The 13,887-nt window shown below is 73.0% G+C and carries 4 protein-coding genes; 3 read left to right on the top strand and 1 reads right to left on the bottom strand.

Annotated features, from left to right (window positions below; all coding sequences use genetic code 11):
* Positions 1-104 precede the first annotated feature (104 nt).
* From FL583_RS00370 to FL583_RS00360, 3 genes are all read left to right on the top strand, one after another.
* Positions 105-4,307, top strand: coding sequence for a WD40 repeat domain-containing protein (locus FL583_RS00370; RefSeq protein WP_170323413.1), 4,203 nt, complete (start codon positions 105-107; stop codon positions 4,305-4,307).
* A 134-nt stretch (positions 4,308-4,441) separates the two neighbouring features.
* Positions 4,442-8,737, top strand: a complete 4,296-nt coding sequence (locus FL583_RS00365) for a WD40 repeat domain-containing protein (RefSeq protein WP_170323412.1) — start codon at positions 4,442-4,444, stop codon at positions 8,735-8,737.
* A gap of 38 nt (positions 8,738-8,775) precedes the next feature.
* Positions 8,776-13,074 (top strand): WD40 repeat domain-containing protein, encoded by a 4,299-nt coding sequence (locus tag FL583_RS00360; protein ID WP_142702387.1) that lies wholly within the window; start codon positions 8,776-8,778, stop codon positions 13,072-13,074.
* Between the two features lie 41 nt (positions 13,075-13,115).
* Here the strand turns inward: FL583_RS00360 and FL583_RS00355 are convergent, their stop codons facing one another.
* Complete coding sequence (locus FL583_RS00355) at positions 13,116-13,811, bottom strand: TIR domain-containing protein (RefSeq protein WP_170323411.1); 696 nt, start codon at positions 13,809-13,811, stop codon at positions 13,116-13,118.
* Positions 13,812-13,887 lie beyond the last annotated feature (76 nt).

Below are 13,887 nucleotides of genomic sequence, written 5' to 3'. Positions count from 1 at the left end.
GAGCGTCGTCGCCGGGAGGGGGCGCGATGACGGCGGAGTCCCTGGCGGAGTGGGCCCGGGCGCACGCGCGGTCGGCCGGGCGGTCCGGAGGTGCGCCGGCGCGTGTGCGACCTCTCGTCGTCCGCCCATTGCTCCGTCACACCGACATCACCGACGGCCGGGTGTCGTCGGTGACCTTCGTCCGGGCGCCGACCGGCGTGACCTCCCTCGTGGCGACCGACTTCGCCGGGGCGGTCCGACACCGGGACCTCTCGTCCGAGCGGACTCGCGTCGAGCGCGCCCCCGAACCCGGTGCCGAGATCAGCGCCGCGGTGGCGTACGCCGGATCTGACGACCGCATCCGGCTGGTCACCGGGGCCAGAAACGCGGCCGTGGGTGTCGGCGACCTCGACCGGGAAGCCGACCGCTATCGGATCGGCCCGGCGGAGGACTGGGTCGTGGCCCTCGCGCTGACCGAGTCGGGGCCCGGCCGGGCGGTCGTCGCCGCCGGGACGGAGCGCGGCGCCGTGCACGTCATCGAGAACGTCGGGAGCGCCTTCAACCTCCGTACGCTGCGGACCCCGGGGGAGTCCGCGGTGACCGACGTGGCGTGGCTGGACTCGTTCGGTGACCGCGAGTCCGGCGCATCTTTCGTGCTGGTGGGGTGCACGGACTCGAACGCCTACGTCTTCGAGGTCGGTTCCGAACAGCTCGTCGCCCGGCTGCCGGGCCACCACAGAAGGGTGCGGTCGGTAGTCGCCGTGCCCGGTACCGACCTGCTGGCGACCGGGGACGACGACGGGTCGATCCGCCTCTGGCGCGGCGGAAACGTGGTCGGTGAGCTCGCCGGCCACACCGGGACCGTGCGGTCGCTCGCCGCGGTGACCCTGCCGGACGGGTCGACGCTGCTGGCGAGCGCGGGCGGCGACTCGACCGTGCGGCTGTGGCACGTCGAGGCACGCGTGTGCGTGGCGGTGCTCGACGACCCGGCGTTCGCCATCGTGGTGGCGCTGGCGCTCGTGGACGGCCGACCGGTGCTGGCCATCGGATACGACCAGTCGGAAGTCCCCGGCGCGTTCCAGGTCTGGGATCTCGAGACATCCGCCGAGCCGGTCGCAGGGCGACACGAGGGCATGGTCCGAGGGGTGGCGTTCGCCCCTGACGGATCGGGTGACGTGATCTCCGGCGCGGACGACGGGCGCCTGGTGAAGTGGAGCCCCGGACGAGCCGACGGGGTAGAGCTCTCCCGCCGGGCCGGGCCGTTGCGCGCGGTCGTGGCCGGGCCTGGCTGGATCGTCTCTACAGGCGGCCGGGAGCTCGAGCTGTCGCCGTATCCGCCGCGGACGGGGACGCTTCCGGTGCGGGCGTCCTACGACGCCGAGGTCGGGCCGCTGGCGTACCTGCCATCGCTGGGCGGCGAATCGGGTCTGCTCGCCGTGGGCGCGGAGAACGGCCACGTTCACATACTCACGATGGACGATCTGTCCGAGGGCCTTTCGGAAGCGCTCGTGACCAACGATCACGGCCAGGAATTCGTGCCTCGCGGTGCTCTCGGCCGGTCCCACAACGCCCACTCGTACGAAGTCCTGGCACTGGCGCTCTGCCGCCTGGGTGATCGGCCGATCGCCGCGACCACCGCAGTCCGATACGACCAGGTCCTACTGTTCTCCGTCGATGACAACGGTGGCTGGCTGGGGTCGTTGCCCAACGCTCCCGACGGAGTCACCGCGCTCGCGTACGGTGCGGGAGGGCTCGCGGTGGCGGACCCCGCAGGTGTCCTCACGATCTGGGACCCGGCCACCCGGCAGGCTCTGCGGACCATGCGGAGCGGAGCGGTGCACGCGCTGGCCTGGCTACCGGGCGGGCGAGCGACGCTGGTCGCAGGCGGAGCCGACGGGGTCGTCCGCCTCTGGGACGCCGGCACCGGCGAGGTCGTCGCCGAACTCCGACAGTCGGCCGCGGTGTGCTCGCTGGCCGCACGGCGGCTTCCGAGCGGTGAGCCTCAGCTGGCCGTCGGCACCGCCGACGGCGAGGTCCGGACGGTCACCGTGCCGATCGACGCCGCGGGCTTGCCGCTGCCGCCGCGCAGGCCGGACGCTCTCACGGTCACCGACTGGCCGTTCGCACTGGACGGCCTCCGCCCGAACTCGAACGAGCTGCGGGGCCGCACCGTCGGGCTGGCCACTCTCCCGGACGGTCGGATCCTGGTCGCGGCGGTGAACGACGACGCCGTCCAGATCTGGGACGTGCGAGTGGGAAACCTCGTCCAGAGGGTCCGGAGCCGTGCCGCACCGCAGAGTCTCGCCTGGATCCGCCCGGTGACCGAGGAGCCGGAGCTGGTCGTCGGCTATGGCGACGGGAGCGTGCGGGTGTGGGATGCGCTGACCGGGGCGGTGCGCCACGACCTCGGGTCCGGACCCGCCAACGGTCACGTGGCGGTCGACGGCGTCCGCCACCGCGGCTCGCTCCTGGTGGCCGTCGGATACCCGGACGGCCACTCCGAAATTCGAGACGTCGATGCTGATACCTCGATCGGGCTCGAACGGCAGCGTGCGTCCGTCGTCGATCTCCGGTTCAGCCGGGACGACGGGAACGGTCTGCTCGCAGCGGCCACGACCGACGACGTCGCCCGGGTCTGGGTGCCGCCCCGACCGTCGGCGGTGCGGGACCTGAGGGCTCCTCGACCGGGTCCGAACGGAACTCGCGCGGTGGCTTGGAACGATTCGGTCGTGGGCGCCGAAAGGCTCGCGACGGCCGACCACGACGGGGTGCACGTCTGGGATCCGCGGACCGGTGAGCTCGTGCGGCGGATACCGCAGACGGACCTGGCGACACTCTCGGTCTCGTGGCTCCGGCTCGGGAACGGCGACGAAGTGCTGGTGGCCGCGTGCGGAAGCGGCGAAGCCGCGCGGCCGGCCGGAACGCTCCGGTTCCACTCGCCCGGGACCGGAGAGATGCTGGCCGAGTTGCCTGGCCGGCTGAGGCAGACGTGGGCGTTGGACTCGGTGCCGCTGCGGGACGGACGGGTGCTGCTGGCGGCCGGTGGGACCGGTGACCGGCCCGTCCAGCTGTACGTCGTCGAGGCTCAGCCCGAACCGGCCGAGGCGCCGCCGCCGGGGCCGGCGGCGCCCGTGCCGCGGGAGTGGGGCGTCGTCGCCGACGGGCTGGTCCGGCTCGCGTCCGGCGGGGTCTCGCCGCCGTTCGGGTATCTTCTCCGGACGGTCGAGCTGCTCGGCGCGCCGCCACCGGCCGGCGTTCCCGAGCCGATGCGTCATCCGATGCTCGGTCGCCTGCGGGACCTCGGCTGGCCGGTGGCCGCCCGGGTCGGACTGGCCGTGCTGCTGCTGGCCGACCTTCCGCCGGAGCCGCGGTTCACACCGCCGGACTCGAGCGCGTCCGATCAGCTCGACACCCTGCGGACCGCGCTCTCCTCCGCCACGGTTCCGCCGCACCCCGCCGCTCTTCCGGTCGACGAGATACGACGTTCGGCCGACCGCCTGGACGGGCGGGTGGTGAGTCTGCTGCGTGTTCTCGGGCCGGACGCCGTCGCGGCCGATCCGCTGTTGCCGTTGCGGTTGCGTGACCGGGCCGCGTTCCTGCCGAACCTCGATCCGGCGACGAGTGGAACGGCCGCCGCGGCCGTGCTGGACGCCTCGGACGCGGTCGGGGCCGTCGCAGCGGCCGGCCACGCCGGCGCGGGTGGGCTCGGAAGGCGCGGCCGGCTGACCGGCCTGCTACCCAGCCAGCTCGCCCTTCCCGATGACGCTTTCGACCTGCGATTCGCTCGCGGTGAACTGCTCTTCCGCCATCACGACGCCGAACCCCAGTGGCGTCCCGAGCCGGTCGTGCTCGTGCTCGACACCAGCCCGGGTACGTTCGGCCCGGTCGAATCCGCGCTCCGTCTCGTCGCCCACGTCGTGGCGGTGACGTCGTGGCGGGCGGGTGTAGCGCCCCAAGTCGTCACCACCGATCGGCCCTGCGTTCCCACCGAACTCCGGACACCGGCCGATCTCGTCACGGTATGGACGCGTCGCGGATGGGATCCGGCCACTCTCGGAACGGCGGTGACGACCGCCCGGCGCAGCGGCCGAGTGGTCGCAATCCTGACCGACTGGCACCGGGCCGTCGAGCACCCGGTGGTGACCGGGTCGGAGACCCGGCTCGTCACCAGCCACGTCCCGGGAGACGAACCCGACTCAGCCCCGGCCGGCCCCTATGAGGTGCGCATCCCGCCGGGACCGACGGCGGCCGAGGTGGCGACGGCGGTGCGCATGCTGGTAATTCCCTCGGCGGTCCCGAGCGCGGCGGCCCGGGACGCGTTCCGATGAATACGCTGGCCGAGTGGGCGGACCGGCAGGCACGGTCGGTGGGACGTTCCGGGACGGCCGCGGCTTCGCCGTCGGCACCCGGTTCGCGGACGGTGGGTGCCGCGTTGCTGGCCTCGCGGCGGGTAGAGGACTGGGTGTCCGGCCTCGCATTCTGCGAGACGCCGGACCAGCACACTCGCCTGGTCGCATCGGAGTACAGCGGCGCGGTGCGGACCTGGGATCTAGGGGTGCGTGGGCGGCAGCCGGCCAGGAACCTCAAGCGTTTCCCGACTCGTCCGTCCGCCGCGCCGCTGAGCACGATCGCCGTGCTGGGTGAGCCGGGGCTCCCGCCGCTGATAGTGGCGGGCGGCCGAGAAGGAACGGTGGAGTACGAGTTCCGGCCCGATCGAGGCGTCTTCGCGGCGATCACCGGCCGGGGGGAGCCGTCGGTGACGCGGACGCTGGGGTCGCTCGAGACGGGCCAGGAATTGGCGGAGTTCGCGATGGCGCCGTCCGCCGCCGGCGGAGGGTGGTGGATCGCGATCGGTGACCCCGCCGGCCGGGTCTGGGCGTCGTCTTCGTCGGCGCGCGACGGTCGGCGAACACTGTCGCCCGACCATCGCAACCTCCCCACGACCGGCGGAATCCGGTGCCTCGCCTGGGTCCGGTCCGGTGGCTCCTTCGGAGTGTCGTCCGATGGCGAGCCGCTGCTGGCGATCGCCGATCGGGAAGGTCACGTCCACCTGTGGGACACCGGCACAGGCGATCGAATCACCACCCTGGACGGTGACCACCTCGGCGTCCGCACGATGATCGAGGTGCCGACCGCCGACGGGCTGCTCGTCACGACCGGGTTCGGGCTCCGGGTCTGGAACGGCGAGCGCTGTCTGGACGAGCTGACCGGGCACACCGACTTCGTCCGGTCGGTGGCCGCGCTCGCGCTCCCCGACGGAACCACCTTGCTGGCCAGCGGGAGCCAGGACGGCACCGTGCGGATCTGGGACCCGGAGCGGCTGACGTGCCTCGGCCTCGTTCCGGTCGGAGACAAGGTCCATTCGGTGGCGCTCGTGGCCGTGGCCGGTGGACGCACGCTGCTTGCCTGCGGAACCGGTGACCCGCCGGGCACACTCCAGCTCTGGGAGCTGGCCGTCGCCGGCGATTCGGCCGGCCCGTCCGAGCCCGACGGATCGGTGATCGTCGGTCGTCACCGTGGCCCGGTCCGGTCGGTCGCCTTCGAAGAGCGCGACGGCGCGCCGTCCGCTGTCCTGTCCGGTGGCGACGACGGGATCGTCGCGCGATGGCGGACGGACCACCGGGCGGAGGGAGAGGTGATCGCCCGGCACGACGGACCGGTACGGGCCGTGCTGTCGCGTCTCGGAGACTTCGACGCCGTGGTCTCCGGCGGTGACGACGGGATGCTGGCGGGCACTCGCACCGGGTCCATCGGCGCGGTCCGGCCGTTCAGCGCGCAGTACGACGCACCGATCACCGCGCTCGCCACTTGGCCATCGTTCGGCCACGACGGGGGCCTGCTCGCGATCGCCGCCGGATCGGTCTTCGTCGAGGACGTCCGGGACATACCCTGGCTCGGTCCCTCGGCCATCGCGTCCGACATCGGCGGACGCCCAGCGATTCGGATCGAACCCTTCGGCATCGAGGTCCGGGGAAAGACCAGCCCATTCCGGGCGCTCGCGTTCGGGGAGGCGGGTCCGCGACTGTTCCTGCTGGGCGAGGAAGAGTACGACGGTCCTCCGCGTCGTCCCTGGGGCCTCCCGACGCCCGCGCCCGGCGTCCACGACGGATTCGTCGACTCGCTCGGTGACGCCGTGAACGCTCTGGCGTTCGCCGAAACACCGGCCGGTCCGATCGTGGCGTCGGGTACGGAGACCGGCGAGGTCGTGCTGCGGGACGTCACCGACTCGCGCATGATCGGTCGTCTCGTCACCGGACGCGACGCCGTGCACGCGCTGGCCTGGCTCCCGGCCGCGGCCGGACGGTGGCCCGTGCTGGCGGTGGCGTGCGGAGACGGCGGCCGAGTGCTGATCTGGGACCCCGGCACCGATCGCGTACGCCGAGAGTTTCCTCAGCCGGCCGTCGTGCGGTCGCTCGCGGCCCGCGCGGTACCTGGCACCGACTCCGTTCAACTCGCGCTGGGTGCCGACGACGGTACGGTGCGGACGCTGGTGATTCCGGCGGCCGAACCGTCCAGGCCGGCCCCGGAACCGTCCGCGGGAGACCTGACGATCACGGACTGGCCGATTCCCCTGGAAGGGATGGACGGCTCGCGCGGAGCCACGACCGGCCGGTGCATCGCGGCCGCGGTGCTCGCCGATGGACGGCGGGTCGTCGCCCGGTCCCTGACCGATGGCGTCCACGTCTGGGACTGCCACACCGGCCGGCTGCTGCGGACTCTTCGGGCATCCTCGGCCACGCAGATAGCCTGGGTACGGCCGGTAGGCTCCGATCCGCAGCTGGTCGTGAATTTCTTGGATGAACCAGCGCAGATCTGGAACCCGGTGACCGGGGTGGTGGTCCAGCGGTTGCCGAACCCCGGGAACACGACATTGGCCGTGGACGCGGTGGAAACCACGTCGGGGGCCCGGTACCTGGCGCTGGGATTCTCGTCCGGGACTGTCGAGCTGATCGACGGCACCGGTCGTACGACTCTCGAGCATCCCACCGAGGGCCCGGTGGCAGACGTCCGCTACAGCGACGGGCCACCCGCCCGGCTCGCGGTGGCGCACCGCGACGGGAGTGTTGCGGTATGGGACGCCGGGCAATCGCCGGCCCGGTTCCGGGTCTTCGACAGCGAGGAGTCCGACCCGTTGAACGGCATGAGTGCCGTCGCCTGGTCGTCGGAGAGAGGAACCGCCCAGCGGCTGGCGACTGCGGCCGACGGCGGCGTCAAGATCTGGGACGCCGAGACCGGCGCGCTGCTCCGGACGCTTCCGGTCGTCGGGGCGGCTCTCTCCGTCGTCTGGTTGCCGTTCCCCGACGGTACGGAGGTGGTGGCCTGCGGCGGCGGAGCGCCGGCGGATGGCTCCAACGGCACGATCCGGATCTTCGATCCGGCCTCCGGAGCGCTGTTGGCCGAGCTCCTCGAGCAGATGTACCAGGTCTGGTCGCTCGACGCGGTGCCGCTCGCGGACGGACGCGTCCTGTTGGCCGCCGGGGATTCGTTGCGCACCCCGCTGCGCCTGTACGCGGTCACGCTGCGACATCGGTCCGCTCCTGCGCCGGCCGACCCGGTCACGCCATTGGAAGCGGCCTGCGCGGACCAACTGGTCGCACTCGGCGCGGGTGGACTCTGGCCGCCCCTCGGGTGGCTGGTGCCGGTCGTGGACGCGCTCGGTCCGGACCCATCGTCCGAGCACGCCGGGCTCGCCGCCGACCCGGGCCTCTCCCCGGCGCGCGATCTGGGGTGGCCGGTGCGGGCCCGCGTCGGTCTGGCCGCGTTGTTGCTGGCGGCCCTGCCGTCCGAATCCCGCTGGGTGGCCCCGCCGGACGTCAGCGCGGCCGATGCGCTCACCGCTCTCCGGGCCGCGCTGCGCTCCGGCGCGGCCCCGCCGGTCATCGACCGGCTTCCGCACGAACGGTTGCGGGACGCCGCGCGTCGGCTCGACCGCCGCCTGTGGGCCCTGCTCCGCGTGCTCGGCGCCGAGGCCGTGGCCGCGGACCCGCTGCTCCCACTCCGGCTCCGGGATCGCGCGGCCACCGCTCCTGATTTCGCTGCCGCCCTGGTCGGGCTCGCTGCCTCGTTCACCGATGCGGACGTCGCCGAGCGGACCGGGGCGACGACGGTGGCCGGCCACGCCGGTGCCGGCGGCATCGGACGTCGGGGACGTCTGACCGGACTGCTGCCCAGCCAGCTCGCGCTTCCCCCGGACGTACTCGACCTCCGGCTGGTTCGGGGCGAGCTGCTCTACCGGCAGTTCGAGGGTGAGCCCGAGCCCCGCCCGGAACCGGTGACGCTGGTGCTCGACACCGGCCCGGCCACGTTCGGCCCGGTCGAAACCGCCCTGCGCCTGGTCGCGCATGCGGTGATCGTCGCTTCATGGCGGGCCGGGCTGCCGGCCGCGATCGTCACCACCGATCGGCCGGAAGCCGTGACGGCGATCCGGTCGCCCGCCGACCTGGTCGCGGTCTGGACCCGCCGAGGGCTGACCTCGGACACGCTCGCTCGTGCCGTCGCCGCCGCGGGGACGACCGGTCGCGTCGTCGCGGTCCTCACCGACCACCACCGCGCCGCCGAGCATCCGCTGGTCGGGGCGCCGCGCCTCCGGGTCGTCACCAGTCATGTGCCCGGCGACGAACCGGACGTCGGGCCGGCGAGCGGCTTTCACGCACACGTCCCGCCGTCGCCGGACCGAACCGCGGTGCAGTACGCGGTGCGCGCACTGCTGCGGCCCGCAACGAGAGCGACCCCGGCGGGCAACGCCCCGATATCGTGAGCTCCACGCGGTGTCACCCACGACGGTAAGGGGGCCGGATGGGCGCGTCCTCGGAGTACGGCCTGCGCGAGTGGGCGGCGGCCCACGCCCGGACGGTCGGTCGTTCGGGCAGCCCAGCCGACCGGCCGACGGCGCCGTCACGACCGACGCTCACGGCGCGCTCCCGTCTCTTGCACACGGTATCCGGCCATTCCGCCGGCATCGCGGGCGTGGCCTGGGCCCGGTCGGCGGCCGGTGCGACCGTCTTGGTCAGTAGCGACATCGACGGCCGAACTGTCATCTCCGACGGTGGATCGGGCCGTGTACGGCACACGTTCGGCGGCGCGGTCCGCATCAACATGTTCGCGAACGCGAGCCTGGATCTGTCCGATGCCTCGTCGATGGTCATCGTGCAAGCGACGAACGGCTTCAACGTCGTCGACGTCGACGACGGGTCCTACCGCCCACTGCCGGGCGCTGACCGGCAGGCGACCGAGGGTCCTGGCTACCTGTTCCGGGATCCGGACGGATCCGTCTTGTTCGCCTATCTGGACGCCGTGTTCACTTTGCGCATCCTCGACGCCGAATCCGGATCTGACCGTGCCACGGTCAGCATGGGGTACTCGTATACCGGTGAGCGGACGCTGAGTTACGTAGCCGTCTCCGAAGACGGCTGGATCGCGGTCAGCACCAGCGACGACCGACGCGTTGACGTGTTCCACCGCAGCGCTCCGGCGCGGCGGGCCGCGCTGGAGTCCGACGTCGACGAGGCGTCGCCGTCCGTCGCCTGGTTCCGCGACACCGACGGCCGGTCGCGGCCGGCCGTCGGGCACCGCGACGGAACGATCGAGGTCTGGGACGGCCCGTGGAGCGGCGCGCCGGAGCCGACTGTGGTTCGGACGATGAGATGTGTGCTGCCGGACGGTCGGGGGCGCCGCCCTACCGGCGATTCCGCGCGCGATGATCCACCGGCCGTGCGCGGTCTGCGCACGGTCACGTTGGCGGACGGAACCGCGCTGCTGGTGAGCGCCGATCTCGGGGGCACCGTGCGGCTCTGGCAACCCTCGACCGGCGACTGCCTGGCCGCACTCCGGGTCCCCGACGTCGGAGCGGGCGTCCGCACGGTCGCGGCTACCGCGACCGACGACGGACGGCTCCTCGTGGCCTTCGGCCCGGTGGCATCGGCCCGGCCGGACGTCCATGTCTGGGAGATCGAGACCGCGTGGTCGCCGGCGCGTGACGACGGGCCGGGCGTTTTCGGCGCGGGCACGCCCACGGTCGCCGTCGCATTCGAACCGGCGGACGGGCCGCCGACCGCACTGGTCTCGGCCGATGCCGACGGCTTGGTGGTCCGTCACCCCCTCGACGGCCCGGGTCGGCCGGAGATCGTGCGGACGGGGGGCGGTCGTGTCGCCGGTCTCACCCCCTTGGGTGTCCGAGTCCCGACAACGATCACGTTGGACGACGGAAAGATTCTCTGCCCCGGTGTGCAGAGCGTCCTCCTCTCTACCCCGATCGCCGCCGTGGGCTCGGTGCCGCGGGGTGGCACGGTCCTGGCCGTGCGGTCCGCTGACGGACGGGTGTCCGTGCTGGACATGGACACGCCGGCCGCTGTCGTCGTCACAGTGGAGCCCGCCGCCCCGCCGACCGGCGCCGGTGTGCTCGCGTCGGCGTATCCGGCTCACGACCTCATCGCGATGGAAGGCGCTCCGTCGGAGCTGATGGTCTATCGGAACGAGACACTTCTGGTCCGCACCGACGCGCACTCCCGCCGCATCACCGCGCTGGCGTTCGCCGAGACGCCGGACGGTCTGTGCCTCGCATCGGCCGGCGAGGACGGACAGATCCGGCTGTGGGACGGCGAGGCGTTCGTGGTGCTGCGAACCCTGGGGTCCGGTGCGCCGGTCCGGGCGCTGGCTTGGGGCCCGGCCGGGCCGGGCGAGTGGCCGGTCCTGGTGTCCGGCGGTGACGACGGCGTCGTCCGGTGTTGGGACGCGCGCGACGGCCGTGAGATCGCTCGCCGGGAGCAGGGGGTGCCGATCACCGTTCTCGCGGTCGCTCCCGACCGGGAGGCCGGCCGGAACGTCGTCGCGGTCGGCGGCATCGACGGGGTGCGGCTCGAGCACATGTCCCGTCGCGACGATTCGCCCGGCCCGGGCCCCACCCTACGCGTCGAGCCGTGGCCGGTAGCTCTCGACGACGTTCCCGCCGGAAGCGGCGAGGCCGAGCATCATCCGTTCCTCGCCACCCGCACGCCCGACGGTGACGTCTGGGTGATCGGGTCACAACCACCGGACATCCAGATCTGGAGCCTGGCGTCCGGCCGGGTCGTGGCGCGCACGACGATCCCGCATCGGTCTCCGTTCCCGCTCGCCGGCTGGGCCCAGTGGCCGGGGTCGCCGCCCGAGGTCCTCATCGTGTCCGGGGACGGGATCGTCGGGTGGGATCCGGTGTCGGACCGGACTCGCGAGATTCGTGAGGGTGACGGCGGCGGAACTCTCGGACCGTACGTCGATACCGCGCCGGGGCGGATGCTGGCAAGTGCTGAGGCGTCGAGGGTGCTGTTGGTCCGAGATGTGGCGTCCGGCGAATCCGTGGTCGAGGCCGCGGCCCGTCCGGCTACTGGGTGGCGGGCGATTCCGCGGTACGGCCGAACGACGACCGGCCGGTCGGTGGTCGCCTATGCCGGTCCGGGCGGCGGGATCGCGGTGGTGGACGCGATTTCCGGCGAGCGAGTGGCGCGACTGCCCGGCCAAGGGCACAACGTCGTCAGCATCGCGCTCCATACCGACCCGCGCACCGGCCGCCTGCTCGTCGCCTCCGCGAACGCGTCGCGTGGATACGCGCTCTGGGACGTCGAGAACGCCGAACTTCTTCGGTCCGGCGAGCATGCCGAGGGGCAAGAGCCGCTCTCGGTCGCCTGGGTCGATCTGCCGGACGGGCGCCTACTCCTCGCCGCCGGGTACATGGGCGACGACGGGCACATCCGGCTCTGGGATCCGTTCACCGGCGCACTTCTGCACACCATCCGCACGGACTTCCGGATCCTCCGTGCGCTACAGGCGATCACCGTCGGTGACGGACGGCTGGCGCTCGTGGCCGCCGGCGCGGGGCCGGCCGCCGTCCGTGTCTACGTGTTCCCGGGCCTGGCTCCCGTCGCCGCTGTCGTCGAGCCGGTGCCGCGGCGGCTCGAGGACGCCGTGCGGGGGCTGTGTGCGCTGGGCGTGGGCGGCCTGTGGCCGCCGCTGTCCTGGGTGGACGACTTGGTCACAGATCTCGGCCAGGCCCCGCGCACCGACCATCGCGCGTTCGGCGAGCTCCGGTCACTGCGCTGGCCCGCGTCCTCACGGGTCGGGCTGGCCGCACTCCTGCTCGCCGAACTGTCCGCGCCGGACCGCTTCACGCCGCCGGCGGACATCGATGCCGCCGCGCTGGAGACCGCTCTCCATACCGCCCTCAGCGCGCCGACCGCTCCGGGCACGCCGCCCCCGTTGCCCGCCGACCGACTGCGGGCGGCCGCCGACCGGATCGACGGACGGCTCGTGTCGCTGCTCCGGATCGTCGGCCCGGACGCCGTGTCGGCCGATCCGCTGCTACCGCTGCGCCTGCGCGATCAGGCCGAAACGCTGCCGGACGTGGCGCCCGACGCACTCGGGCTGGCCGCCGCGCTCGTCACCGACACGACGTCCGCACGTCCGACGTCGCTCGGTACGGTGCATCGCCCTGGCTCCGCCGGAGTGGGACGCCGGGGCCGGCCCACGGCACTCCTCCCGAGCCAGCTCGCGATGCCCGACGACGTATTCGCGCTGCGTCTCGTCCGCGGTGAACTACTGTTCCGGCAGCACGTAGCCGACCCCGAGCTGCCGCCGGATCCGGTCGTGCTGGTCCTCGACACCGGGCCGGGCACGTTCGGCCCCGTCGAGGCCGTGCTGCGGCTCGTGGCGCACGCCACGGTCTGCACGCTGTTGCGCGCCGGTGTCCCGGGCCGTCTGGTGACCACCGACCGGCCCGGCCTGCTCTCGACGCTGCACCGCCGGCCCGACCTCATCCAGCTCTGGACCCGACGTGCGCTGACCGACGATGGTCTGCCGGCCGCGTTGGCGACCGCTCGCCGCGCCGCCGAACCGCACCCGGTCGTGGTCCTCACGGACTGGCACCGAGCGGCCGACCAACCGGTGACCGTCTCCTCCGCGACCAGGCTCGTGACCAGCCACGTGCCGGGCGACGCGCCGGACGGGCCGACCGGTGACCCGTTCCACGTCCATGTGGCGCCCGTTCCGGAGCCGCTCGTGCTGGCCGACGCGGTCCGGACACTGCTGCGGCGGACAAGTGCCCCAGCCATGGGAGGCGTCCGGTGAATGCTGGCACTCCCCGCGGATGAGCCACCAGCCGGGCGCCGTTACCCGCGCGGGCTGAACGCCTCGTTGTGAGGACGTAATTCCGATGCGACCTCGACGATCCGGCTCCCGCCGTCGCGCATCGCCCCGTCGCCCAGCAGGCGGTTGACCCGGTGCCAGAAGGTCAGCGGAGGGCCCCAGGCCGGTCGGGACCCTCGCGGAAAACCCACCCGGTCGAGGATGTACACCACCTCGTCCTGCTCGAAAGCGTCGACCAGGGCCCGCAGCTCGCGATCGGACAGCGTCCGGCGCGTGGTCTCCGGCGGCTTCGCCGCCACGCCCCTCGGCGCCGCCCCCGGGGACGCCGACGCCGATCCGTCGCACAACGCTTTCAGCCGAGCGATGAAATCGTCAGATGGCATCCCGTCGTCGTCGACCGGCTCGGCTTGCAACGCCCCGAGCAGAATTCCCAGGGGGACGGTGTGGTCGAGCCAGAGCGGCAGGATCGGCCGACCGGCCGAGCCGGCGTAGAGCGTCTCTCTCTCGACCCAGGCGGAGTCCGCCGCGGCGGCCGACCAGACCACGAGAACGGCGGCGCAACCGTCGATCTTCTCCTGGACCACCGGAACGAAGCGGGCGCCGGTCTCGGTCTCGGAGTCGTACCAGGTCGTCACCCCGTGATCCGCCAGGTGTCGCACGAGGCGGCGGACGTACGGCTGATCCCGACGGCTGTAGCTCACGAACACATAGCCGGCCAACGTCCCTCCCCGGACCGACGGCAGTGGCGCCAGGGTACTGAACAGGTGCGCCCGGCCGTACCCTGGGCGGACGGGA

Source organism: Cryptosporangium phraense (genome assembly GCF_006912135.1).
In the GTDB taxonomy this organism is placed as follows: domain Bacteria; phylum Actinomycetota; class Actinomycetes; order Mycobacteriales; family Cryptosporangiaceae; genus Cryptosporangium; species Cryptosporangium phraense.
The sequence above is the reverse complement of the archived record's forward strand: the minus strand, read 5'-3'. Positions and strand labels throughout refer to the sequence as shown.